Annotated in this window: 18 protein-coding genes and 11 pseudogenes; 23 read left to right on the forward strand and 6 right to left on the reverse strand. The window is 58.3% G+C overall.

Translation table 11 applies throughout. The features are described 5' to 3' along the window. A pseudogene (locus tag A3AS_RS43890) lies at positions 1-530 on the forward strand (IS21 family transposase); the annotation flags it as partial. A gap of 23 nt (positions 531-553) precedes the next feature. Next, positions 554-754, forward strand: a pseudogene (locus A3AS_RS45620) (ATP-binding protein); the annotation flags it as partial. A gap of 862 nt (positions 755-1,616) precedes the next feature. Here A3AS_RS45620 and A3AS_RS45625 read toward each other — a convergent pair. Continuing rightward, on the reverse strand, positions 1,617-2,288 hold the full coding sequence (locus A3AS_RS45625; RefSeq protein WP_371260726.1) for a hypothetical protein: 672 nt from the start codon (positions 2,286-2,288) through the stop codon (positions 1,617-1,619). Here A3AS_RS45625 and A3AS_RS48535 point away from each other — a divergent pair. After that, positions 2,184-2,504, forward strand: a complete 321-nt coding sequence (locus A3AS_RS48535) for a hypothetical protein (protein WP_198293734.1) — start codon at positions 2,184-2,186, stop codon at positions 2,502-2,504. The genes A3AS_RS45625 and A3AS_RS48535 overlap by 105 nt on opposite strands. On the opposite strand, the gene A3AS_RS43895 is transcribed toward A3AS_RS48535, so the two are convergent. Beyond that, positions 2,412-2,660, reverse strand: coding sequence for a Dabb family protein (locus A3AS_RS43895; protein ID WP_018320862.1), 249 nt, complete (start codon positions 2,658-2,660; stop codon positions 2,412-2,414). The genes A3AS_RS48535 and A3AS_RS43895 overlap by 93 nt on opposite strands. Further along, complete coding sequence (locus tag A3AS_RS0128090; RefSeq protein ID WP_018320863.1) at positions 2,657-3,295, reverse strand: GntR family transcriptional regulator; 639 nt, start codon at positions 3,293-3,295, stop codon at positions 2,657-2,659. Before A3AS_RS0128090 ends, A3AS_RS43895 begins: the two co-directional genes overlap by 4 nt. Before the next feature lie 224 nt (positions 3,296-3,519). On the opposite strand from A3AS_RS0128090, the pseudogene bioB reads away from it, so the two are divergent. The 9 genes and pseudogenes from bioB to A3AS_RS49260 all read left to right on the forward strand — a co-directional run. Beyond that, positions 3,520-4,533, forward strand: a pseudogene (gene bioB / locus A3AS_RS0128100) (biotin synthase BioB). Between the two features lie 12 nt (positions 4,534-4,545). Next, the gene (gene panD, locus A3AS_RS0128105) at positions 4,546-4,899 is read left to right on the forward strand and encodes an aspartate 1-decarboxylase (RefSeq protein WP_018320864.1); all 354 of its coding nucleotides are present in this window, start codon (positions 4,546-4,548) and stop codon (positions 4,897-4,899) included. 60 nt (positions 4,900-4,959) lie between these two features. After that, positions 4,960-6,112: pseudogene (locus A3AS_RS43900) on the forward strand (8-amino-7-oxononanoate synthase). Continuing rightward, on the forward strand, positions 6,112-6,744 hold the full coding sequence (gene bioD, locus A3AS_RS0128125; protein ID WP_018320865.1) for a dethiobiotin synthase: 633 nt from the start codon (positions 6,112-6,114) through the stop codon (positions 6,742-6,744). The pseudogene A3AS_RS43900 and the gene bioD overlap by 1 nt, the downstream one beginning before the upstream one ends. Next, positions 6,741-7,997, forward strand: a pseudogene (locus A3AS_RS43905) (adenosylmethionine--8-amino-7-oxononanoate transaminase). Before bioD ends, A3AS_RS43905 begins: the two are co-directional and overlap by 4 nt. Before the next feature lie 848 nt (positions 7,998-8,845). Further along, a complete protein-coding gene (locus A3AS_RS47645; RefSeq protein ID WP_157644399.1) occupies positions 8,846-9,181 on the forward strand; it encodes a hypothetical protein in 336 nt (111 codons plus the stop codon). Positions 9,182-9,576: 395 nt separating this feature from the next. Continuing rightward, a pseudogene (gene panB, locus A3AS_RS43910) lies at positions 9,577-10,448 on the forward strand (3-methyl-2-oxobutanoate hydroxymethyltransferase). A gap of 8 nt (positions 10,449-10,456) precedes the next feature. Beyond that, positions 10,457-10,505 (forward strand): annotated as a pseudogene (locus A3AS_RS50140) (hypothetical protein); the annotation flags it as partial. A 51-nt stretch (positions 10,506-10,556) separates the two neighbouring features. Further along, positions 10,557-10,682: pseudogene (locus tag A3AS_RS49260) on the forward strand (pantoate--beta-alanine ligase); the annotation flags it as partial. Here the strand turns inward: A3AS_RS49260 and A3AS_RS49265 are convergent. Then, positions 10,683-10,835 (reverse strand): hypothetical protein, encoded by a 153-nt coding sequence (locus A3AS_RS49265; protein WP_245283306.1) that lies wholly within the window; start codon positions 10,833-10,835, stop codon positions 10,683-10,685. A 24-nt stretch (positions 10,836-10,859) separates the two neighbouring features. On the opposite strand from A3AS_RS49265, the gene A3AS_RS49270 reads away from it, so the two are divergent. The 8 genes and pseudogenes from A3AS_RS49270 (at position 10,860) to A3AS_RS49915 (ending at position 18,267) form a co-directional block, all read left to right on the forward strand. Beyond that, entirely contained in the window at positions 10,860-10,937 is a 78-nt protein-coding gene (locus A3AS_RS49270; protein ID WP_245283304.1) for a hypothetical protein, read from the forward strand. Positions 10,938-11,560: 623 nt separating this feature from the next. Further along, the gene (locus tag A3AS_RS0128160; RefSeq protein ID WP_026202443.1) at positions 11,561-12,667 is read left to right on the forward strand and encodes an ABC transporter substrate-binding protein; all 1,107 of its coding nucleotides are present in this window, start codon (positions 11,561-11,563) and stop codon (positions 12,665-12,667) included. 305 nt (positions 12,668-12,972) lie between these two features. Then, complete coding sequence (locus tag A3AS_RS0128165) at positions 12,973-14,022, forward strand: ABC transporter ATP-binding protein (RefSeq protein ID WP_018320868.1); 1,050 nt, start codon at positions 12,973-12,975, stop codon at positions 14,020-14,022. Between the two features lie 11 nt (positions 14,023-14,033). After that, a complete protein-coding gene (locus A3AS_RS0128170) occupies positions 14,034-15,809 on the forward strand; it encodes an ABC transporter permease subunit (protein WP_026202445.1) in 1,776 nt (591 codons plus the stop codon). A gap of 158 nt (positions 15,810-15,967) precedes the next feature. Beyond that, positions 15,968-16,888 (forward strand): annotated as a pseudogene (locus tag A3AS_RS49275) (TauD/TfdA dioxygenase family protein); the annotation flags it as partial. Positions 16,889-16,970: 82 nt separating this feature from the next. After that, on the forward strand, positions 16,971-17,498 hold the full coding sequence (locus tag A3AS_RS49280) for a HAMP domain-containing protein (RefSeq protein WP_245283296.1): 528 nt from the start codon (positions 16,971-16,973) through the stop codon (positions 17,496-17,498). 138 nt (positions 17,499-17,636) lie between these two features. Next, a complete protein-coding gene (locus A3AS_RS49285; protein WP_305803869.1) occupies positions 17,637-17,927 on the forward strand; it encodes a methyl-accepting chemotaxis protein in 291 nt (96 codons plus the stop codon). Beyond that, on the forward strand, positions 17,872-18,267 hold the full coding sequence (locus tag A3AS_RS49915) for a methyl-accepting chemotaxis protein (protein WP_305803870.1): 396 nt from the start codon (positions 17,872-17,874) through the stop codon (positions 18,265-18,267). Before A3AS_RS49285 ends, A3AS_RS49915 begins: the two co-directional genes overlap by 56 nt. A gap of 1,101 nt (positions 18,268-19,368) precedes the next feature. On the opposite strand, the gene A3AS_RS47660 is transcribed toward A3AS_RS49915, so the two are convergent. Further along, positions 19,369-19,536: a hypothetical protein gene (locus A3AS_RS47660; RefSeq protein ID WP_157644402.1), complete on the reverse strand. Its 168-nt coding sequence runs from the start codon at positions 19,534-19,536 to the stop codon at positions 19,369-19,371. A 447-nt stretch (positions 19,537-19,983) separates the two neighbouring features. Beyond that, on the reverse strand, positions 19,984-20,127 hold the full coding sequence (locus tag A3AS_RS47665; protein ID WP_157644403.1) for a hypothetical protein: 144 nt from the start codon (positions 20,125-20,127) through the stop codon (positions 19,984-19,986). Positions 20,128-20,258: 131 nt separating this feature from the next. On the opposite strand from A3AS_RS47665, the pseudogene A3AS_RS45645 reads away from it, so the two are divergent. The 3 genes and pseudogenes from A3AS_RS45645 (at position 20,259) to A3AS_RS43915 (ending at position 23,458) form a co-directional block, all read left to right on the forward strand. Continuing rightward, positions 20,259-20,473: pseudogene (locus tag A3AS_RS45645) on the forward strand (hypothetical protein). Positions 20,474-20,486: 13 nt separating this feature from the next. Beyond that, a pseudogene (locus A3AS_RS0128200) lies at positions 20,487-20,836 on the forward strand (hypothetical protein). 1,404 nt (positions 20,837-22,240) lie between these two features. Then, on the forward strand, positions 22,241-23,458 hold the full coding sequence (locus tag A3AS_RS43915; RefSeq protein WP_084674927.1) for an ATP-binding protein: 1,218 nt from the start codon (positions 22,241-22,243) through the stop codon (positions 23,456-23,458). Positions 23,459-23,841: the final 383 nt, after the last annotated feature.

Genomic DNA, 23,841 nt, shown 5'->3' on the forward strand with positions numbered 1-23,841 from the left:
GAGAGATAAGGCGAAAGTTGAGGCCTGCGTCGGAATCATCGAGCGCTGGCTGCTGGGGCGGCTGCGCAACCGAACCTTTTACAGCCTGGCCGAACTCAACGGTGCGATCGCTGAGTGGCTGGCCAAGCTCAATGACGGACGGGTGCTGCGCCAGTATGGTCGCACACGGCGCCAGCTGTTCGAGGAAATTGACGCGCCGAATCTTAAGCCGCTTCCCGGCGAGCCGTGGGTCCATGCCGAATGGCGCCGATGCCGGGTCGGGCTCGACTATCANGTCGAGATCGAACGACACTACTACTCGGTGCCCCTACCGCTTCGCCCGTCGCGAGGTAGAAGCGCGGATCTGTGCGCGAACGATTGAAATCTTCCTGGGGGGCGAGCGTATCGCCGCGCACATGCGCGGCAGCGGCAACGGNCGGCACACGACGATCAGCGCCCACATGCCTTCCAGCCATCGGCGCTATGGCGAGTGGACGCCGGCAAAGATCCGCAGCGAGGCAAGCCGGATCGGCCCGATGCTGCGCCTGCTGATTGCGACGCCAATGCCCGGCATCATCTGCTCGAAATCCTTGAGGACCGCTACGGCCGTCGATCAACACTCGTCACCAGCCAGCTTCCAATTGCCAAATGGCATGAGCTCATAAATGACCCAACCTACGCTGATGCCATACTTGATCGGTTGCTTCACAATGCTCACAGGCTCGAACTGAACGGTGACTCCATGCGTCGCNCGCCGGTTCTTCCTCGNCCTTGATTACATCGNCGGCCCGATGAAGANCGGGACTGCAGCCCGCGAAGCTGACCGGCCGCTACGGCACTGTTGGGGGTGCGCGTCCAGTCAGCTTCGCTCCATCGAGTGACNNCAGACGTGATCTCTTCGGCCGCCGCTTGACCACGGGCTNCCGATAGTGCCAATTGCCTTTAACGATCGGGAGCTTCACATGCGCGCGATCAGATTGGAATGCTGCGCGGCATCAGATTGGAATAGCTGCGCGCGATCATCGGAATCCGCAAATGAGAAGCGCGGCGGCCACGAAATGCGCCGGAGCGCCCCAAGTCGCTGGATTTTCACACGGCCTGGGCCAATTCCGAAGCGCGTTTAGCTGGGAGCGGCACCCAATGCCGTCAAGTTTGCGTGTAATCACTCATCCAGTTCGGCGATGGACTTCTGCACTAAACCCAGAAATTAGCCTGATGTTGGCGCAACCAGGCTGTAGTTGGCTGACTTTCTTCTTCGCGGCGCGGTAACTTTCATCTATGGACGGCGCTAGGCCGACCGATCAGATGAAAGCTCAAAGCAAATGCGTTTTACGCGGCGTCTGGCGCTTGGCGACGCGGTTATCGATCTGCCGTCGCCAAGCTAAACTCTCCTGCGCCGAATGAGAGAGACGGTAGCGGATCCGCGGCACGCTCCAGCACTTCTGTTTTAGCGGTCTATTGCCCAGATTCGGCCACCTTCCCGGCCCAATCCCATCCAACTCGCGAGCGGGTTGGAGCTGCACTGGCCCAGCAAAATATGGTGGGTTGTCCTTTTTGGCTTTTGCTTCGGTGAAGATCGACCCATCGACGGCCGTATACGAGGACGCGGCCGCCCTGCCGTACCCAATCGAGAGTGGCTATCGCCAGCCAGGATCAAATCGATGACGCGCTGTACCGCCGCAATCACGGCTGAAGTTTGAATGCCATGCGCCCGGTGCGCCGACGGAGGCATTCGGCGGCGGCTTCGGGCTCACAAGCATTGCCGCAAATTCGTCGGCTCGGCGGTGTGTGCGCTCTCTCCGGCATGAGGGATCCTGCTCCGGCCATCCGGTAGAAACAATCCAGCATCTGCCGTCACGGTGGTCGAAGCTGACGACTACGTCGTAGAAATGCAGAATAGATTGGGGCAGACGCTGACCGGGAATCGCCGGTGCCGGCAATCGCTCCAATGTCCTGTTCAGATCGTAAGCAAGGAAGCCGGCCGCGCCTCCCTGGAACGGCGGGAGATCGGGGCGATGCTCTTGCGGATACTTGGCGAGAAGGCTGCGAAGAACTCTCCATGGATCTCCCTCGATAGCCTCTCTGTTGCAACTCGCCTGTCCGTCCGCGACCATATAGCTGCTGAACGGATCGCAGGTCAGATATGAGTAGCGTCCGAGCAACTCATGCCGTGCTGCGCTATCGAGAAACGTGAGGTGAGGTCGATGCGCGAGAGCTCGCATTGCTGTGACAGGCTCAATCCACTGCAGCTCGCGGACGTGCATCGGCTGTCGGCCACCGAGCACTGGCGCGCCAGTAGACCCGGTCATATCGTGATCCCGACCGCAACGAGAGCGACGCTCGTCAGGATCCGCACGTTTGTGAAATCGATTCTCAGTTTCAGCCTCGCCATTGGTCTCGATGCGTCGAGCAAGCTGGCCTATAGTTGCCGTTCAGCCAAAACGCGCATCTGTCGATACATTGTAGTCGGCCGCAAAGCGCAGCTCCCGGAGTGGTCGCACCCGCCTGACCGTTTCCTGGTATAGATCATGCGCTTTGTAAGCTGCGAGCTCCATCTCGTTGTCGAACTCACCATAGACCACAACGTCGATGTCGTTGCCGAGCTGGTCTGTCTTGCGGTTGCGAGCAATCTCGAGCCGGCGTGCATGTGGGGTTGTGGTGAGAACCGATAGCCCTCTCACTTCTGGTCAGTAAGGACAAGGCGCTCAATCGTTTGAATATGGCGCGCGAGCAAGTTGCAAGCTTGTTCAATATTGCGCGCTCGCAGCGCTTGCAGAATTAGCCGGTGATCCTGATTGGACCGCGGTCGCCAGCCTGCACTGCGTGCCATCACGAACACCAATCGAGAATTGGCAAGCTGTAGTCCGTCGAGGCTGGCGAGCAGGTGCGGCATCGCGCAGGGCGCCACGAGCGCGTGATGAAACGCGCGGTTGGCCATCTCAAAGTCCTGAACCGTCTGCGCATTATCTCCTTCAATCAGGGCGAGCTCGATCCGTGCCAAATGGGCTGATGTAAGCTTTGGCGCCGCATTACGCAACGCGACCACTTCGAGCGCGGCGCGCATCTCGGCGATCTCCTTCACTGAATTGGTATCGAGTGGGGCAACCCGCACGCCACGGCGAGGCACAGCGACGACAAGATGTTGAGCCTCCAGTTGTCGAAAGGCCTCCCGCACTGGGACATGGCTCGAATTGAATTCTCGCGCGACATGATCCTGTCGGAGCGGGGCCTCTGGCTCGAGTTCGCCGCTGATGATGCGCTCGCCGATTGAGTCCGCAATCCGTCCCGCCACCGTCGTTTCGTTGCAGGTAATCATAGATTATCTATCATCCGTGCTTGCATCTGTAGGTGGCCACATGATAATGGCCGCCGAGTTCGGTAAAGAAGCGGGCTTCTTCTTGCAGTATTCCTACATTCACAGCCTAATTTTCGCAAACTATTAGCGCTAACCCTGATTTACACTTCTGCTCCGGATCGTCCTATAGATAATCATGGTTATTATCTATGGCTCGGCGTGAAAGCAAGTTTTAGGGTGGTTGTGTGGGAGCGGAAGACAACGACAGCAGCAGCAGCAGCGCGCCGGTTCGCAGGGACTGGGAGCTCGCCGAGGCCGAAGCGCTCTATGGCCTACCGTTTGCTGACCTGATGTTTCAGGCGCAGAGCGTTCACCGCGAGAACTTCGATCCAAACCACGTCGAAACCGCAAGCCTGCTCGGCATCAAGACCGGCGGCTGTCCGGAAGATTGCGGCTACTACTCGCAGAGCGCGCATTACGATACCGGCTTGAAAGCCACCCGCCTGATGGATCGCACCGATGTGTTCGCCAGTGCGCAGCGCGCCAAGGACGCCGGCGCGACCCGCTTCTGCATGGCCGCAGCCTGGCGCAGTCCAAAAGATCGCGATCTCGATCAGGTCTGCGACATGATCCGCGCGGTTTAGGGTCTTGGGATGGGCATCTGCGTGACGCTTGGCATGCTGACGCCGAAGCAGGCCGCAAGGCTCGCCGAGGTCGGCCTCGACTTCTACAATCACAACATTGACACCTCGCCGGAGTTCTACGGCAAGATCATAATCACCCGCACCTTGCAGGACCGCGTCGACACGCTTGCACATGTGCGCGAGGCCGGTATCAAGGTCTGCTGTGGCGGCATTATCGGAATGGGCGAGCGCCTCGAAGACCGGCTTGGCATGCTCGTCCTGCTCGCCAATCTCCCCAGTCATCCGGAAAGCGTGCCGATCAACTTGTGGAACGAGGTCAAGGGCGTGCCGATCAATGACATCGCGGAGCGTCCCGATCCGGTCGCGGTCGCGACGACCCGGATCATAATGCCGAAGAGCGCGTGCGGTTGTCCGCCGGACGGCAGTATATGACCGATGAACTGCAGGCGCTGTGCTTCTTGGCCGGCGCAAAATTCAATCTTTATCGGCGACGTGCTCTTGACCACCAAAAACCCGCAGCGCGACCGCGACGCGAAATTGCTCGACCGGCTCGGAATCACATCCGGGCTTACCTGCGTGAAACAGGGCAGCGAGAGCGCTGTGCGCAAAATCTAGCTTAGGTGAGACATGCAGATCACGTTGATGAAAGGCAAAATCCATCGCGCCTCGGTAACCGAAGCCGATCTGCACTATGAGGGCTCAATATCAATCGATAGTACTCTGGTAGAGGCTGCGGGGTTTTTAATCAACGAACGCGTTGAAATCTACAATGTCGAAACTGGAGCGCGGTTTGCCACCTACGTAATCGAAGCGCCCCGGGGTTCAGGCGTCATAGGCCTGAATGGTGCGGCTGCGCGGCTCGCGATGCCCGGAGACAGAGTTATTATCGTTGCATATGCCTCCTATGACGAGGCGGAAGCAAAAACCTTCAGGCCACGCGTTGTGCTGGTTGACCGAGAAAATCGCATCCTACCAGGTTGAAGTGTGTCTGCTTAGCGGCCAAACGGAATTTTTGCGGATCACCACCTCTGGGAGTGAAGAATGCGGCCAATCCATGCTGCCAAACTTGGCAATCATACTGCAGCATTGCATGCTCTGAACGAAGACGGCCGGCTGCGCGGCCTCAAGCCGCGCGCGGGGATTGATTTCGTATCGAACGATTATCTGGCACTCGCGAGCGCGCCACGTATGAAAAAGGCCGTCTCAGCCGCGCTTCACGCCGGCACATCGATCGGAGCCGGTGGGTCTCGGCTTCTGCGCGGCAATTGCGAGGAGCACGAAAGTCTCGAAGCGGAGGCGGCTCAGTTTCTTCGGAGCAGAGACGCGCTTTTCTTTGGCGGCGGCTATGTCGCAAACTTTGCTCTCCTGACAACGCTGCCGCAGCGGGGCGATCTGCTCGTTCTCGATTCTCTTGTGCACGCGAGTGTTCACGAAGGCGCGCGGGCTGGCCGGGCCGACTTTCGGATAGTCGGCCATAACGACCCCCACTCGTTCGAAAAAAACGATTCGCGACTGGCGTGCGAACGGCGGAATCGGCCGCGTTTGGATCGTGGTCGAAAGCATCTACAGCATGGATGGCGATTTCGCACCGCTCAAAGAGGTCATCGCGATTGCGCACCGGTACGATGCGTTTCTGATGGTGGATGAACCTCATGCCACAGGCGTTTACGGCGAGCAGGGTTGAGGGCTCACTGCGCCCTATGAGGGGCGCGAAAATCTGGTCGTCGTTCATGCCTGCGGCAAGGCGCTGGGTGCTGCAGGCGCGCTTGTCACTGCGTCCACCGTGCTGCGCGACTTCTTAGTCAATCGCTGCCGTCCGTTCATCTTCGCCACGGCACCCTCACCGTTGATGGCCGTCGCCGTGCGGGAGGCACCCTTAATCCTGCAGGAGGAGCCCGTGCGTCAGCAGCGTCTGGCCAAGCTGGTCGCGTTCACGCATCGGGAGATCTGTCAGCGCGGTCGGCGAAGTCCTTCGGAGTCGCAGATCATCCCTTATATCGTTGGCGACAATGCGCATGCGATGCGGCTCGCCTCTGCATTGCAGGCTCGCGGCTTCGATATTCGGGGAATCCGGCCGCCAACCATGCCGGCGGGTACGGCGCGTTTGCGAATTTCACTGACACTCAACGTCGGGGAGGATGACGTGTGTGCAATGCTCGGTGCGCTGGTTGACGAGACGAAGGGCTGGTCTTGATGAGTCAGAAGATTGTGGTGACCGGTACGGATACCGGGATCGGAAAAACAGTCTTTTCCGCGGGGCTCGCCAATCTCCTCGGCGCGAATTATTGGAAGCCGAATCAGGCCGGCCTCGAAGGAGAGACCGATACCCAGCTCGTCGCGCGATTGGGCAATCTCTCCGCCGATCGGATCGTTCCGGAGTCTTACCGTCTTCGAGCGCCGGCTTCGCCCCATTATTCCGCCGAAGTCGACGGAACCCGCATCGATGTGGACTTGCTCCAAGTACCCGATACCAGGGAGCGGCCGCTCGTGATCGAGGGCGCCGGCGGGCTGATGGTTCCGCTGAGGTGCGACGCACTTTACATTGACATCTTCGAGCGATGGCGGCTTCCGGTCGTGCTTTGTGCGAGCACAGCACTGGGGACCATCAATCACTCGCTGCTATCGATAGAGGCTTTGCGAAAGCGCCACATCGCGATTCTTGGAATTGCATTCATTGGCGAAAGAAATGCTGAAACGGAGAGCGCAATTTGCGACATCGGTCGGGTGCGTTGGCTAGGGCGATTGCCCTGGCTTTCTCCTCTCACGCCAGACAGGCTTCAGGCTGTCTTCAGAGGTGCGTTTATCCCTAATGATTTCAAGCCATGATGCCAAAGAAGACGTCGTTAATATGGCATCCATTCACGCAACACGCTCTCCAAGACGAGATGACAAAGATTGTGCGTGGCGACGGCGCCTATCTCCACACCGCAGATGGTCATCGAATCATCGATGCAATCTCATCATGGTGGGTCGTGACCCATGGTCATTGCCATCCGCATATTGTGAGCGCAATTCAGGAACAGGCACCTCAACCAATCATCTTCGCTGGCTACACGCACGATCCGGCCGAGGAGGTCGCGGCGCTGCTTTTGAAACTCGCACCTCGTGGCCTCGACCATGTGTTCTTCTCCGAGAGTGGGTCAGCCAGTGTAGAAGTCGCGTTAAAAATGGCACTCGGCTACTGGCATAACATCGGCAATCAGCGAGTCCGCATTGTAGTGATGCAACATTCCTACCACGGCGATACGGTTGGAGCGATGTCGGTTGGCGCCCGGGGCGTGTTCAACGCGACTTACGGCCCTCTGCTGTTCGATGTTACGTCAATGCCCTTCCCTGCGACAGATCGTGAGCAACTGACGCTCGATGCGCTCGAGTCCGCATGTCGAAACGAAATGCCGGCCGCCTTTTGTGGAGCCTCTGATACTGGGGGCGGGCAGAATGCTGATGTACCCAGCCTGGGTGCTAAGAGAAATGAAGCGGATTTGCGAAGCCTCGGACGTCCTGTTCATTGCCGACGAGGTCATGACGGGCTGGGGCCGCACCGGAACATTATTCGCGTGCGAGCAGGCCAACGTTACGCCCGATATCGCCTGCTATTCTAAAGGCCTCACGGGAGGGGCGCTCCCACCCGCGGTGACACTCTGCCGCGCGAATATTTTCGATGCGCATTATTCGAAAGATCGCACGCGGACGTTCTTTCATTCGAGCTCATATAGCGCAGATCCAGTGGCCTGCGCCGCCGCAAGGCCAATCTGGATCTCTGGCAGAATCAGAACTCTCTCCAGCGCGTGGCCTCAGTAGCTACGATGCAGGAACAGGCAATCGAGCCATTCCGTGGTGACTTCCGCTTTGCAAACGTCCGCCGGACCGGAACCATCACAGCACTCGATTTAGAAACGAACGATGCTGGCTATCTCGCGGGCATCGGCCCCAAGCTTCAGGCTTACTTCAAGGACCGGAATCTGCTGCTGCGCCCGCTCGGTAATACGATTTATGTGATGCCGCCTTATTGTGTCACGGCAGTAGATATTGATCAAATCTATGCCGCTATCCGCGACGCTGCCGATGCGTTGGCTTGAGGATGCGATTTGCGTGTATAGTCACAGGGAGCGTTTAGCCGTCTAGGTGCGAGACGCGGTTCTCCACGCGTTTCTCGAAGAACGCGAGCACCTCAACTTCGCTGAGGCACCGGCAGAATCTATGTCCCACCTAGCCCACAGCAAGCATGCGTCTAAGTGTTGGAAGCGAAATTGGATTGCCACCTTTGATAGCCCATTACAAGAAGGTGGGCACCGATTACCCAGGCGAGGTGCTGCTACACGACGCCCATTGGCCCGGCCGGTGGAAATCCATAGAAAAAAGCGCCAGAAAGCAGCATTTAATCGTCAATGCCCTGCTTATTGCATCATCAAGCTCAGAATGCGCCTTACAGTCAATAATCTCGGCGAGCACTCCTCTGGAGTCTGCAGCTTCGCCAAGGAGGCGCACATCAGAGTCAGACTCTTGCGCCTGGTATCCATACATGCCGCGAGAATCGGGATTGGCGACGCCGCACTTCACGTGTGGGTGTGGTGCCGCCGCATAGACAGTACACGGGGGCGATCCACGTAATGCCAACACAGGAGGCGAGAATGTACAACAGCTCCCCGACCCACTATCACGGTCCAGTCAGGTGCTGCGCAATATGCGGCGGAAAACTCGGGCTGATCCGCTACTACTGCTGGCGAACAGCGCTTTGCTCCAAGAAATGCCTCGAGCGCCTAAAGGCGCGGCGGGAGGCCGACCACAACTGGCTTTGCTGGTTGCGAGCGGCTTGATACGTGGCACCGAGTTGCGACGGCACAAAGTGCTCACGGCAAAAGGCATAGACCCAAACTTCTCATGCAAATTATACGTGACGCGTTCAAGAGTGGCATGGAGGTATGAAGTGACTGCGAGCTCGGCAACAATCATCGACTTCAGTGCTTACAGGTTGAACAAGCGGACTGTAGCTAAGCTGTCGCGCGACACGGTTTGCTCGGCCGCGCCCCACGGTGCGATCGCATCCTATTATTTCTTCTGGCTTTTCCTGGCCTGGACCCCGTTCCGTTTGCTGTGTCTGCCCGCGTCTAAACAGGAGTGTCGTGACGCAATTCGGTTTCGCGGAGAGCTTGTCAGCGAATTCTGTTCATCCTTTTTGTTGACGCTGCCTATATGCGCCGGCTGCGATCGCACCGAAAATCGTTGCGGCTCTTCCGAATCGATCGCCTCCGCGGCGGCCTGAAAATGAACGAGAGCACTCGCCCTGCCCTGAGCGTGATCGCACGCTCACGTCTGGCTCAACCGTTGCCCTTTGGTCGCAGACCAAGTTTGAGACGAAGACACCACAAGCCAGCTCCTATCAGAGTCGCCCGGCCCCCAAAGGTGCCCAGCGGCTTTTCGATTGGTGGGCGACGTGGTTGCGTTCCCACTTGCCGTTGCAAGCGAATCCAAGCGGATCGTAGTGATGAAGCAGCGACCGAGAAGTTCTCGACTGATGATCGCGCGGCCATTAGATGTTTTCGTGCGTCCTGCGCTAGTTTGGAGAGGTAAAAACCTTCTTCGTTCTTACCATTGACAGTCTTCTCTCTAATTCCCAAGGAAGGCGCTAACTGCGGGAATGCGGGGCAGGGATCCAAGATGAGCCACATTTCAGAGCAGCCTGTTGAGCGTGTCACGATTCCAATGCTGCGGCAGTGGAAGGTGGAGGGACGGCGTGTCGCAATGACTACCGCTTACGACGCGGTTACGGCACGCATCGCCGATCCCATCGTGGATGTCATCCTGGTCGGAGATAGCGTTGGCAACGTCTGCCTCGGATTCGACAACACGCTGCCGATCAGCGTGACCATGATGAATCATCACTTAGAAGCCGTTGCGCGCACAAGGCCTCATGCCTTGCTGGTGGCTGATATGCCTTTTCTTAGCTTCCATCTCAGCCCCGGGAGACAATCCGCAACGCAGGAGGCTTCCTTCAGCGTGGCGCCAACGCCGTGAAACTTGAGGGAGGTGCTAAGCGTGTCGAAATGGTCCGCGCCTTGGTCGATTGCGAAATTCCTGTGATGGGCCATCTCGGCCTCACCCCTCAGAGCGTCAATGTCATGGGTGGGTTTAAGGTGCAGGGCCGGAAAGCCGATGACGCCTTGCGTCTGCTCGACGACGCGCACCGTCTGCAGGAGGCCGGATGCTTCGCCTTGGTACTGGAAGGCATCCCGGCCGAGCTCGCCGCACGAGCGACCTAATCCCTAACGATACCGACGATTGGAATCGGAGCTGGCCCCGGTTGCTCGGGACAAGTGCTCGTATTCCATGATGTTTTGGGTCTGATCGAAGGTCATCGCCCAAAATTCGTTCGCGCCTACGCGAATGGTTTTCAGCTGTTGCAGGAGGCACTGTCGCGCTGGGCTGCCGATATCCGTAGCGATACATTCCCGGCTCCACAAGAGTCCTATCGACTTGCCGAAGGACTAGGTGGCACGATCGCAAACTGGGCGCCTTCCAACTCAACCTGATTTCCAACATGCAGACAATCTCGATGGTCGCTGAGCTGCGTCACGTTCTCGCAAAAAATCGCAAGGCGGATAAACGCGTCGGCTTCGTTCCGACCATGGGTTACCTGCATGACGGCCACTTGGCGCTGGTCGAGGCGAGCCGAACAAAGTGCGACCTCACCGTCGTTAGCATCTTTTCTATGTGGGGCTTTCAGGCCAGGGCATTTTCGCGGTGTCGCCACTGTCGTCTGCAAACTATTCAGTATGGTGCAGCCGGATGTCGCCTTTTTTGGACAAAAGGATTTTCAATCGCTCGGGAGAGCGCGATGTGGAAACGCTGATTGCGATCGCCAGGGGCCGCTGACTGCGGTCGATCGACTGCAGTACCTTGAGCTTGTCGACGCTCATACACTCAGGCCCGCAGACAGTCCTCTGCAGCGCCCCGCTGCGCTGTGTGTCGCGGCTTACGTCGGCTCAACACGGTTGATCGATAACGTGATACTGTCGTAATGACTCCATGGCGGACTGGAACCGTTGAGCGCCAGCATCAGGCATGGGTCCACGGGCGTGCAGTCGAGATCAGGAGCTTGCCGGCCGGCTTCACAAGGTGCTGGCGGCCGTTGCTGCTTTTGCTATCTGCATCTCCGAAGAGTACGACGGCGAGGTGGCACGGCGCGCACGATCGCCGGCGCCGGACCTCGGGCCCCATCCACATAAACGTGTTCGGACTCAATCCAGTGCTCGTGCTCGGCACCAAGGAGCAATGCAAAGCTCATGTTGCCCGGTCGTGAGGGGCGGCAACATGCCAAGCATCTGAAGACGCGCGCTGTTCGATCTGTCGTCGATAATGTCACGATGGCTTGCTATGCCTGCCCGGCGCCTACCGCGTCAGCATGCCGAATCTCGCGCCGCCAGATTAACGAGCAACCCATTGTACCCCTCCATCGTTCCAAAGCTCAGATCTTCCTGGATAAACTCCGAGGCAGACATACCGCATAAAATCTTCATCTCTTCGTATCAGGCGCAGAATCTCGGCAGTGAGCAGTCTTATCTCAGGGAAATTCGGCATTGGCGCTTCGTAATATTTTGCGCAAGGGACGGGTTTATAGAATCAAGAAGTAAGGAGGGAAACAATGAGCTTTTTGCTGAACCGCAGACGTTTCGTGCAGGCGAGCTCTGCACCATTAATCTTTGGTGCCTTAGATTGCATTCCTGATCGCGCTTTTGCGAAGTCCTCGGGCGAATTGAGAGTTTTGGTCAACGGCGGTGATTTGGGAAGGGCATACATCGAAGCCTATGTGAAACCGTTCGAAGCTGAGACGGGAATCAAAGTGACCCCTGTAATGGACCAGGTCGGCTTGGCTCAGCTTGAGCTTATGATTTCGACCAATAGCGTTTCGGTTGACGTATTCCCCGGGAGCCAAGCTACAGGCGTTCAAGCTGCTGCGAAAGGTTACGTCGAACAAATCGATTACTCTATCTACAAGCAGGACGAACTAGACGCGATCGTCGACTTTGCCAAGAGCCCCTACAGTGTCGGGTCGCTCATCTATGCTTACGTCATGGTTTATAACACGAGGAAGTTTCCGGCCGGCAAGGCGCGGCCAGGCTCGTGGTCCGAGTTCTGGGATGTCGGTACGTATCCTGGAGTTCGCTCGCTGGTATCAGGCCAGCACGGAACCGAAGGTCCATGGGAGGAAGCGCTCTTGGCGGACGGCGTGGCGAAGGACGCTCTCTACCCAATGGACATCGACCGCATTTTTGTGAGCTTGGACAAGATCAAGCCGCATATTCGGAAATGGTGGGGGACCGGATCTGAGATCCAGCAGATGATGCACGATAAGGTGGCCGATCTCACGAATTCGTACGACGGCCGGGCGACTCTCTTGATCGACCAAGGTGCGCCGATAGAGATCAATCGAAATCAGTCAAAGATGACCGTGGAAAGTTGGATGATTCCGAAGGGCAGCCTTAATACGCAGAACGCGCAAAAGTTCATTGAATTCGCTACCCGCGCGGAAAGGCAGGCAGCCTTTGCGCAGCTGATACCTTACGGCCCAACAAACCGGAATGCCTATAAATTGATACCAGAGGACCTGGGACGAAAATTTGCCAGCCACCCTGACTACGTGGCTTCTAGCATTCCAATCAACATGCATTGGTACGGGGAGGTGGCATCGGATGGCATGACAAATACTGAACGGCTCATACAGCGCTGGAACGAGTGGATTCTCAGGTGAATATCAAAGCGGCAATCTCGCAGGATGGACAGCGTGATTGGTCGGCGTCGTGGTCGTCTTGTTTAGATTAACGCTCGCCGACGCTGGCCTGGCAATCGCCGGTAAGCCGTTCGCCGAATGAATTTTCCTGCACGCGCAAGCGCCACGCGCGAGCCACCTAACCCCCAAGGGGGATAGCCAATGATCGTCACCCGAGCCGGATTCGAGGACCGCAGTACGGCGCAGATGGCCAGAATCAAATCCTTCAAGAGCACCTTGTAAATGTGCTGTCAGAAGTAACTTCGTACGGGCAGAGGACGAAAGTGTTGAAAAACAAGCCTATCCCTGCGCAGATCGAATTCCGAGATGTCACCAAGATATATGGACAGGTGGCAGCCGTCAGGAATCTGTCCCTTACGGTGGGCCGCGGCGAGTTCCTAACCATTTTGGGCCCCAGCGGGTGCGGTAAAACCACGACGCTGATGCTGCTTGCTGGCTTCGAGGCGCCCAATCGGGGCGACATCCTGATCGCCGGAAAGTCTGTCGCCGCAGTGCCTTCTTACCGACGCGACCAGGGTATCATCTTCCAAAGCTATGCGCTATTTCCTCATCTAACGGTGCGTCGAAATCTCGAATTTCCGCTCGAAATGCGCGGCATGAGGGCCGCCGAGAGAGCAAAGCGGGTGGACCGCATTCTCGAGCGCGTGCACCTAGATGATTTCGGCGGCCGCTTGCCCTCGCAGCTGAGTGGCGGCCAACAGCAGCGCGTGGCGCTTGCTCGCGCGCTGATTGCCGATCCGCCGATCCTACTGCTCGACGAGCCACTCGGGGCGCTCGACCGCAATCTGCGCGAGCAGATGCAGGGGGAGATCAAGGGCCTTCACAAGGAGTTCGGCATCACGACCGTCTGCGTCACGCACGACCAGGAAGAAGCGCTCACGCTGTCTGACCGCATCATCGTCATGCGCGCCGGGCGGATCGAGCAGACTGACACGCCAGAGGCCCTCTACGACCGGCCGGCGACGCGCTTCGTGGCGAGTTTTCTGGGCGAGGCCAACATCCTCGAAAATCCCGGTTTCAATGTTGAAACCGACGCGGCGCAGCCGTCCGGCACAGTGGCGATGCTCCGGCCGGAGCGTATTTGGGTCGCCGCTCCCGCGGCTCCGAAGCGCGCGGATGCAAACAATCGTCAGTCCGTTAGTGGTACCGTAGACGACATGATCTATGCCGGCCCATTGCGCAAATACCACGTGCGCGTCGGCAGCAGCCTGCTCGTTGTGCGCGAGCCAGTCGCATCGGGCCAGCAGATATTCCGGCCCGGCGACGAGGTGCGGCTCGACTGGCTCCGATCTGACCTCCGCTTCGTCACGGTCTGAGGTGCAAGGCGATGGAGACGCTTTTGAAACTTGGCCGAACGCCTATTGGGATCATCGTGCCGGCCTTCACCATCCTGCTGGTTGTCTTCGGCATACCGATCGTTCTGCTCTTCCTGACTAGCCTCAATGCGCCCGCCTTCTCGATCTTCAACTATCAGGCGTTTCTCGGGCAGCGGGCGAATGTCCGCGTGCTGTTCCAGACGATCGAGGTGAGCGTGATAGCCACGGCTATCTGCGTCATCATCGGCTATCCCACGGCCTATCTGATCGCAGCCGCCTCGAAGCGCCTACGTATGACATTGATCGTCCTCGTCATCATCCCCTATTTGACCAGCCTGCTGGCGCGCACGTATGCATGGATCGTGATCCTCGGAGACCGCGGCCTGATCAACAATTTGCTCCTCGAACTCGAGCTAATTTCCAGCCCACTGCCACTCATCTACAACCGCATGGCTGTCTATATCGGCATGGTGCACATCATGTTGCCCATGATGATTCTGCCGCTGGTCAGCGTCATGCTCGGCATCGACAAGTCGCTGACAGCAGCGGCCCGCAGCATGGGTGCGCGCCCCTTTGCGGCCTTCTGGCGCGTGTTCCTGCCGCTCAGCCTGCCGGGCGTGCGGAGCGGCTCGGTGCTAGTATTCGTGCTCTGCCTCGGCTTCTACATCACGCCGGCCGCCCTCGGTGGATTGCGCGATGCCATGCTGTCGACCTTCATCGCGGCGCAGGTCTCGAGCTCCTTTAACATGGCGCGGACCGCCGCCGCAGCCTTCATCCTCCTGGGCATCGCCGCAGTCATGCTCTTCATTCTGGGGCTCGATCTTTCCGATACCCAGGGCGGCGCGGCGCGACCTGCGCGGAGCTCCTGGCTAAGCCGGCTGCCGTCACTCAGCACGCTGACGCGGTATCTCAATGAGCTTGCCACACCATATCGGGCGAGACGCTGGACGGCCAAGCTCTACCAGGCCAAGAGCGACAGCCGCTGGTCGCAGATCCCTGGCACGGCTCTTGTCGCACTCGTCATGGTTTACCTGCTGTTTCCTGGCCTCGTCGTTATCATCATGTCGTTCAGCGCAGGGATGTTTTTGGAATTCCCTCCCTCGGGCCTTTCGCTAAAGTGGTACCGCTCCTTCTTCGGTGATCCATCCTGGAAGGGCGCCGCATGGACCAGTATCCAGGTCGGCGTTGCGGCCGCCATCCTGTCAACCATCGTCGGAACCCTAGCGGCGTACGGCCTCAGCCGCACCTCTCCACGGTTTCGCAGCTTGCTGACCATGGTGATATTAACACCGATAACCTTTCCGGTAATTGTTGTCGGCATTGCGGCTTACCTTGGGATGGCCAATCTCGGACTGATCGGCTCGATGACCGGCATCGTCCTGGCGCACAGCATCGGCGCCATCGCCTACGTCGTCGTCATCGTTTCTGGGACCCTCGCGAATTTCGACCGGCGGCTAGAGCAGGCGGCCAAGAGCATGAGGGCCGGACCATTGCAGACCTTCAGGAGAATCACGCTACCACTCATCGCGCCCGGCGTCATCGGGGGCGCCGTGTTCGCGTTCATTCACTCCTTCGATGAGGTTGTCATCTCCTCGTTTATCAGTGGGCTGTCAATCCGGACCCTGCCGCTAAAGATGTGGGAAAATATTCGTCACGAGATCGACCCGACGATTGCCGCGGTCGCGTCGCTGCTGATGCTTCTGCCCGTGCTCTGGCTGATTGCCATCTATATCACGTGGTGGTCGAGGCCGAGGATGAAGCGCGTGCCTTCAGACCCCGCGAACTGAGTCGCTGGCCTAGGAGCTTCAGAGGCAGTTGCCCTTATGCCGCAGGAGAAAAGCTGAACTCCTCTAATATTTCTTGCCCTTGGCGCTGATCGCCAGCACGAACTACGACACGCCCGCACACTATGGAACGGGATCTTCATCGACGGACCTCGAGTCCCATAACGGCTCGATTGACTCTTGTCGAAGCAGGCCGGCGACGGCCTGAACGTCAGGAGCAACGCAGCGCGGCCGAGAAGGCGGATGTGCGCCACCGGGCCTCAGCCTCCGACGAGGTCATCCGAGCCATCAACCAGCTCCTGCTTGAGCATAAGGTCATCTTCTTCCGTGACCAGGGACACCTCGATGATGCCGAGCAGGAGCGCTTTGCCGTCCGACTCGGCACGCTGGTTCCGCGTCCCATAGTCGGTGCGGCTGCCAGGGCGACGTCGTCGATCGTGGAACTAATCTCGGGACGCGGCAGCCGTCGCACGGAGCAGTGGCATATCGATGTCACCTTCGTCGATTCCTATCCGAAAATCTCGGTCCTGCGCCGCGTGGTGATCCCGCCTGATGCCCGTGACACCGTTTGGTCGAACACTGCGGCTGCATATCTCGATCTTCCGGCACCCCTGCGCATGCTTGCCGACGATCTCTGGGCGGTTCACAGCAGTGCCTGTGACTACGCCGTGACGGTGCGCACCACCGAGGCGAAAGCGAAGCATTTTGGCGATGTCTTCACCGGAGCAATCTACGAGACCGAGCATCCAGTCGTTCGTGTCCATCCCGAGAACGAGCGCGCGCTCGTGCTCAGCAATTTCGTGCAGCGCTTCGTCGGCCTGCAGAAATGCACTGGCCAAAAGCTGTTCGATCTGTTTCTGTCCTACATCACGGCGCCGGAAAATACTGTGCGCTGGAGCTGGAAGGCGGGCGACGTTGCGATCTGGGAGAATTGCGCGGCCCAGAATTATGCCATCAGTGAATATGGCGATCTACATCGTGGGGTACGCCGCGCCGCCCTCGGCGGTGATGTGCCGCTCGGCGTCGATTGCCTTCGCAGCCTGACTCGCGTCAATAGATCAAAGCTGCAGGCGGACAAAGCATGGCGATCAACTAGTGGACCGGGAGGCGGAATTCGAGACTGCACTCGCTCAGGCCAGCCTACCGGCCGAGGTGAAATCCAAGATGCTCGAACTGATCCGCGCGTACAAATCGAATTTTGTGTCGTTCATGGTAACGCGGCAGACACTGGGCGACCAGGTGGACGATCTCGCACAGATCTACGACCGCATCCGCCCGACGCTCATGCAGATCATGGCTGCCACCAACGCGCGTTCGCAGGCTGCCGAAATAAGAGCCGAACAAATTCGGCGAGCGCTCATCTGGTTGATTGGGCTTGCAACGATGCTCGTAGGCCTGCTCGCTTTCTTATTCGGCCAGCGCATCGCCGGAACTGTCGCTTCGATGACGGCGGCGATGCGCCAGCTCGGCGACGGCCGGTTCGATGTGGTTCTGCCGGGCCTTGGCCGAACGGATGAGCTCGGCGAGATGGCCAAAGCGGTCGAAATGTTCAAGCTGAAAGCGCGCGAGAAGGCCAGGCCGAGCTCGATGCAAAGGCCGAACAGGATCGTACGGCCGCCGAGCAGCGTAAGGCCGATATCGCCCGGCTCGCCGGCGAATTCGAAACCGCTGTGGGCAACGTGGTCGACATGATCTCGTCCGCCTCCACAAGACTTGAAGCCTCCGCACGCTGTCTTACCCGCACGGCTGGTCACAGCCGGCAACTCTCGGTCGAGGTCGCCTCCTCATCGGAAGAAGCGTCGAACAACGTTCAACGTGGCGACGGGCGAAATGGCGGCAACCATCGCCGATGTCGGCCGAAAGGTCGAAGAAGCGGCCAATATGGCGCGCGAAGCTGTTCGCAAGGCTGAGCTCAGTGACCAGCGTATGGTTAGTTTGGCGGTCGCGGCGGAGCGGATCGGCAGCGTGGTCCAGCTGATCGCCGCGATCGCGCACCAAACCAATTTGCTCGCGCTGAACGCGACGATTGAGGCCGCGCGCGCTGGGGATTTTGGCAGAGGTTTCGGTGGTCGCCCAGGAGGTGAAATCTCTCGCGGCTCAAACCGCGCATGCGACTCTTGAGATCAGTGAGCACATCGGCGGCATTCAGGCGGCGACGACTGAGTCGGTCGGTGCGATTACCGAAATCGGTGTCATCATCGGTTGTATCTCGGAGATCGCCATGCGCGTGGTCGATTCGATCGGAGAGCAGGAAGCAACGAGCAAGAGCATCGCATTCAATTTGAATGAAGCGGCGACCAGGACTCAGATGGCAGCAAGCACCGGCGAACTCACCAACCGTGCGAAAGAAACCGGCGGGGCCTCGATGCAGGTGCTGACGTCTGCCGAACTGCTGTCTGAGGAAAGCTCTCGGCTGAAGCACGAACTAGACATCTTCCTCGGCAGGGTCCAAGCCGCCTAAGGTGGCATGGCAGTTTCGCTGAAAATCGATGTTTCTTCCAAGCCAGGTCGGCTCCAGCAGTTTTGGGATCGGCCTGCAAATGCGCGGCGTTCAGGCAGCCGACCAGTGAGGATTGCAAACGCCGAAGCGCCAAGGATCCTCATCTTTGGGAGTTCTCAAACTCGATCTCTTTGCCTCAGCCGTAAGACGGCGAGCTATGGTGTAGCGCTGGAAAAAACGCATCATTTCAAAACGGCAGGAATAGTGCGGCGGATTTGACTAATGATTTCTGAATTAACCAATCAAACTGCGCGAGACAGCGGCGCTGCCGTCTCTTCCGCGATGCAATCGAGGGTCTTTTATGCGCAATCATGACCCGGTCTCTGGTATCCTTCTGGCACTGACGGCGTTCTCTGCTCTAGTCTGACCAAAGGCCGACGCCGACTGCGATCCATCAAACAACCCTCAGCTAGACCGACACGCGCGACTCATCTCATGTTGATTCGCCTTCGTTTTGCAGACCATAGGTTCCATACCGTTTCGAGGCAGCCAAAGAAGCCGGATTGCGAGCTGGCGCAGAGCGTATCGACTCGAGCCAACGGGCGGCGGTCTGGCGCGACGGAGACCATCCGCAGCTTGCTTTTCCAGCGCGACAATTCCCGCTCTCTCAGTATCGGCTGATCTACTCTCGATCAAAACGCGCCCTTCAGCCACACAGCCTACCGACTTCGGCGACGAGACCCTGGAGCTCATCAGGATGCACAAAGCAACTTTCAACATCCTCAACGATGAGCTAGTCAATCAGTCCGCGTCTCAGCGCGGATGGATAGGCAGGTCGACCGGTATGTGCCGCTATCATGGAAGTGTGAAATTCGCCGATGTTAGCCAGACGCAGCATTTCTGAGCGATCCGCCGAATTGCAAGTCGGCGGAAAACTAACGTTGCTGCTTCGCCAATATGCTGGTTGGTTTCGTTTGCCTTTCGGTTGCGCTTGCGATCGCTTGGATATAACCGCCTATTCGCGATCCAAGAGCAAGCCTAGGCACGTCGCCATCTCGGTGATCGAAACCAACGGTCGTCTGAGAGTTCGCACGATTGTGCTTGCCGACAGTCCTCGATCGATCAACCCTCGCAGTTTGTGCCTTTCAACTGCGGTCCACGGGCGCTGGTTCCTGTGCGTGGTTGCCCCACTCCAATTTTCATCACATCCGAGTCGTCTTGATAGGCAATTTGAAACTGCATCATCATTCCACTTGGTTCCATTCGCTCGATGCGTTTCTTTTTGTTCATGAATCCCGCATTTCAATCGTCATCCTTTGCTGGATGTAGAAAAAGACCGCTCGAACTTTACGCGTAGCCAAGTCAGGGACGAAACGCCCCAATGGATCGAGATGAGCAGGTCGATCACCCATCGAGAACTCCAAGCTTTCGAAAATATCAGTGTTGCGAGATACGCCTTTTTGTCGGCTCCAATCGCGCGAGGGAACGATCGAGTAATCGATTTCAGGCGCCGCTTGGCGGCGATTCTCGGATATGGTTCGCAGCTTTTGTGCAAAAATGACTACAACCGGTCACAGCTATTGCAACTAGTTCTCTCGCCATCGACGCCGATCACCACCTAAAGTGCGAGTTCTGGATTTTGAAATGAGTCTATATTAACGACCCCGGCGGCCGAACGCACGTCGCCTCTAAAATCCTGGAAGCCACCACCCGAGGAGAGACCTTCGTCGAGGCTCCTCAAGAAGGCTGGCCGCACGGCGTTGACCAGCGCTCGCGCGAGAGACCAATCTTGCCGCGCAGTGTTTGGTCGGAGCGATCGCCATCCTTCGGATTTGCGAGACGCTTCATCAAGCTGATTGCGTCCTCGTCGTCGACAGTCATAAGGCGCCCGCTACGCGCAGCGGGCGCGGGGTAGGACGCAGTTTTAGATATCTGCCTGATTAACTCATTTCAATTCAGGAATGCGCGATCCCATCTTATCATCCTCCGTAGAGCATGGGGGAGATCTCGAGATGTTGGATGCCGCTACCACCGCGCTTCTGCGCGCAATCCTCGACGAGGTCTGCGAGAGCGTTTCTCGGGACGAGACCGGCGCCCGGGCGCATGTCGCCTCCAAGATTCTGGAAACCTCCATCAAAGGTGAGACGGCGCCCGACCGCCTCAGACAGATCGGCCGCGAAGCGCTTAACGAAGCGCGACTATGTGGCGTTGGGCGCAGGCACGATGATGTCGTCACTCAGGTGAACTTCCAGCTCACAGTTCTGAAGATCTTGGTGAGCTATCCGGACGGGTTCGCACCAATGGCAGAGCTCAAACGTGACATGGCCATTTTAGCGACTAGCGGTCGGGACTGGGCCGAGCACACCAGGAGATTGGCCGCCCGTGTGCCGAACCTCGACATCTTTTCGCAGAAACTCGTGAGCGAATAAACGGCGGTTGGCGCATCACTGACAAGGGACGTTCCGTCCTCGAATTCATGGAAGCGCGCCCGATCGCTGCGGAGGTGTCGGTAGGGGTGGAGGTGGACGCTCCCGAGCCGCCGAGGCCCATGATGTCTCGATTGGTTCCTGTCAGCAGGCCGGCGACATGAACGCCCGCAGCAAGGTCGCAGGCCCGGCAATCGAAGACGCGCCACCAAGCCTTAGCTCTGCGTTCTTCGCTCGTGGTGCGACGACGGAGTTGGGGCTATGGGTCGTTTCTGTCGACGAGAGAGGCTTGACCAGTTGCCTAAGGTGCTTCGTTCTCTGCATAGGTCATCGGGCGTGGCGCACATGCGGACAAGCAGCAGTTCGGCCGAAGCGGTCGATATACCTGCCTGCTGCAGCATCTGTATTTCCCGCTCCCCGCGGCATGCAGAAGGTTTGCTAGCCGTCTCAGTTGACTATCGTCCCCTTGCTTCCGCTACAATCGCGATGCAGACGGCTGCATCTTCGGTACATCAGCCTAGAATCCAGCTATCTGAGGCTGGATTCCGCGACGCTCCCTCGATCACCCCGCTGTCGCCCCTGGCACCGTACCTGAGCGCTTCGGTTCGCCTCGACAATTCATCGTCAGTTGCAAATACAGCGGCGAGCCGCCATCTGAGGTGATTTGCCCGCAGAATGACTTTGGGGCGGTGCGGCGGACATTGTGGAAGGAGGACGTCGGCTGCGACGATCCGCGGGTTGTCCGCGTTGATTTCGCCGGCAGTGGCACGCCGGTCCGCGCCTTCGCCCGAAAAGATCGCGCGGGAATTAGCAGGTCCGGCTTCGCATCCGAAGGCCCCAGTTCTCATGGCCCTTCCACGGGTGTACCCAATGGTGGGGCGGAAACGAAACCTAGCAAATATCCCGAGAAAAGTAAGGCGCGATTGGCATCACTGAAAACGCGCCACCAGATCTTAGCCCCGCGCTGTCTCTCGCGGTTTCCGCTGCGGCGCAGTAGGGCGATCGATCACGGCAATTGCGGTATCGATCTCTCCGATGGAGCCCCGCATAACTTAGGTTTCGCACCTCAGTAAGTTGGTGTTTTCGAACCACATACGATCGTGGTCGTGCATTGGCAGTGAGAATTGGTAACTCGTATGAGACTGCTTGCTCAATCATTACCTTCTCCTAAGGCCGGTGACCGCGCTGACGCTTTGGCCCGCGCCGCTTCAGATATCGACGCGTACCGAAGTTGCCTTCGTAAGCCCATGGAGGTTGGAACACATACCCGAGCTTCTTGATTCACGCCCGATGACCCGCTGTAGGCGGGATATCGAGAACGCGACCTTTCCGCAAACTCCGCGGACTTTCTGAGGACTAAAGCACTCAGCTTCGCCAAGGCAGGCGCATACCCTGCATTTTACCAGAGTGACCACGCGCCTCGAATAGCTGGCGGTGCAAATCGAACCCGCCCTTTGACCGCGAAAAGGCAAGGAGGCGGCCTCAGGACTGCAGGGGAGTGCTGCTATTGCTGCTACTCGCACCGCAATGGCCAAGCCGGTTGCAATCCGTCGAAGGGGCGCGAGAAAATGCAGGAATTCGGCGGCAACTGGCTACTCATTGCATTAATCAAGATGGAAATGTCGTTACAGTCAGCAATCTCCGCGAAATACTCCAATGGAGCGTGCCGCTTCGCCAAGGAGGCGCAGATCAGAGTCAAACTCTTGCGCCCGGTGTCCGTACATGCTGCGAGACTTGGCGTCACCGACGCCGCACTTCACGTGCGGGTGGTGCTGCAGCGAAGAAAAGGCGGCTATCCGCGTAATGCCAGCAGGAGGCGAGAAATGCGGAACAGTTCCTACAGCGGCTCAGTAAGGTCCTGCGCATCATCGGGATCATTATCTTCGATCGGGAGAGCGACTGTGCCGGCGCTGATCAGCTCGGCCGCGTTCGACGAACGACGAGGCCAAGGTGTGGGTTTCGTCCTCGATTTGACCGAGCGCAAGCGGGCGGAAGCCGAGACCCGCGAAAGCGAGCGGCGGTACCGCGAAGCCCTGATGGAGGTCGCACACGATAATCGCGTCACCACGATGGGGCAGCTGACGGCCTCGATTGCCCATGAAATCAACCAGCCAATCGCCGCAGTTGTCAGCAACGCGCAGGCCTGGTTGAACTGGCTCAATGCTCAACCGCCAGAACTGGAGCAGGTCCGGCAGACGCTCCGTTGGATTATCAGCGACGGCACGCGAGCCGCCGATGTCATCGGTCGGATCCGGGCGCTTATCCGGAACGCACCCACCCAGAAGGAGCCTCTCGCGATCAACGATGCGGTGCTTGAGGTCATAGCCCTGACCAGTGCAGAAGCGGTGAAAAACGGCGTGTCGGTGCAAACGCAATTCGCGAGGGACTTGCCGCTCATTCGAACGGATCGGGTTCAAATCCAACAGGTCATCCTCAACTCGATCATGAACGCCGTCGAGGCTATGAGCGGGGTAAGCGAAGGGACGCGGGAACTGCTGATCAGCACTGGCAGATATAGCTCGAACGGCGTACTCGTCAGCTTGCGGGATTCCGGTCCGGGGCTGGATCCAAAGAGTTTGGACCGCCTCTTCGATCCGTTCTACACCACCAAAGCCCTGGGCATGGGAATGGGACTGGCCATCTGCCGTTCGATCATCCAGGCGCACGGAGGACGGATGTGGGCGGGTACGAATGAGCCTCAGGGTGCCGTCTTTCAGTTCACTGTACCTCCAGAACCAGACGAGATCGCTTCGGCCGAGCATGCTGCTCGAACGCCGGTGGCATGAAGCCTCAGCGAGTGTAATAGGCCTCAAAAATGATCGGCTCCGAGGGCGACGCCGTTTTCGCTCCGCTACAAGCCGCACATAGCCGCGCAGCACATTCTCTTTGAAGGCGTAACAAGAGTTTCGCTTCCGGACGATAATGCCCCTGCTTGGTCGCACAATCGATACAGCCGGTCCGGAATCTCTCGATATCAAGTGGCTTGCGCCCTTTTGACCTTCGGTGATCCATGATTGGCAGATACGACCTTTCGTAAATGTCCTTGATTTGCCGTTCGAGGTGCGTTGATTCCGCGATGGCCCAGAGAGCCTCCTCGTAGTCCTCCGAGTTCGTGGTCTTGATAGCGTGGTTATACGCTTCGCGAAGCGGGCTCTCGGCGCGCTCTATC

Origin of the sequence: Bradyrhizobium sp. WSM2793 (assembly GCF_000379585.1) — a bacterium.
Lineage (GTDB): Bacteria > Pseudomonadota > Alphaproteobacteria > Rhizobiales > Xanthobacteraceae > Bradyrhizobium.

What these genes read in the sequence shown, in the direction of transcription:
- A3AS_RS0128090 (WP_018320863.1), bottom strand. Translation starts at nt 3,295, where the DNA reads ATGATTACCTGCAACGAAACGACGGTGGCGGGACGGATTGCGGACTCA.
- panD (WP_018320864.1), top strand. Translation starts at nt 4,546, where the DNA reads ATGCAGATCACGTTGATGAAAGGCAAAATCCATCGCGCCTCGGTAACC.
- bioD (WP_018320865.1), top strand. Translation starts at nt 6,112, where the DNA reads ATGAGTCAGAAGATTGTGGTGACCGGTACGGATACCGGGATCGGAAAA.
- A3AS_RS47660 (WP_157644402.1), bottom strand. Translation starts at nt 19,536, where the DNA reads ATGAACAAAAAGAAACGCATCGAGCGAATGGAACCAAGTGGAATGATG.
- A3AS_RS0128160 (WP_026202443.1), top strand. Translation starts at nt 11,561, where the DNA reads ATGAGCTTTTTGCTGAACCGCAGACGTTTCGTGCAGGCGAGCTCTGCA.
- A3AS_RS47665 (WP_157644403.1), bottom strand. Translation starts at nt 20,127, where the DNA reads ATGACTGTCGACGACGAGGACGCAATCAGCTTGATGAAGCGTCTCGCA.
- A3AS_RS48535 (WP_198293734.1), top strand. Translation starts at nt 2,184, where the DNA reads ATGCGCGAGAGCTCGCATTGCTGTGACAGGCTCAATCCACTGCAGCTC.
- A3AS_RS49265 (WP_245283306.1), bottom strand. Translation starts at nt 10,835, where the DNA reads ATGAGCGTCGACAAGCTCAAGGTACTGCAGTCGATCGACCGCAGTCAG.
- A3AS_RS43915 (WP_084674927.1), top strand. Translation starts at nt 22,241, where the DNA reads ATGCAGGAATTCGGCGGCAACTGGCTACTCATTGCATTAATCAAGATG.
- A3AS_RS49280 (WP_245283296.1), top strand. Translation starts at nt 16,971, where the DNA reads ATGCTCGAACTGATCCGCGCGTACAAATCGAATTTTGTGTCGTTCATG.
- A3AS_RS0128170 (WP_026202445.1), top strand. Translation starts at nt 14,034, where the DNA reads ATGGAGACGCTTTTGAAACTTGGCCGAACGCCTATTGGGATCATCGTG.
- A3AS_RS45625 (WP_371260726.1), bottom strand. Translation starts at nt 2,288, where the DNA reads ATGACCGGGTCTACTGGCGCGCCAGTGCTCGGTGGCCGACAGCCGATG.
- A3AS_RS49285 (WP_305803869.1), top strand. Translation starts at nt 17,637, where the DNA reads ATGGCGGCAACCATCGCCGATGTCGGCCGAAAGGTCGAAGAAGCGGCC.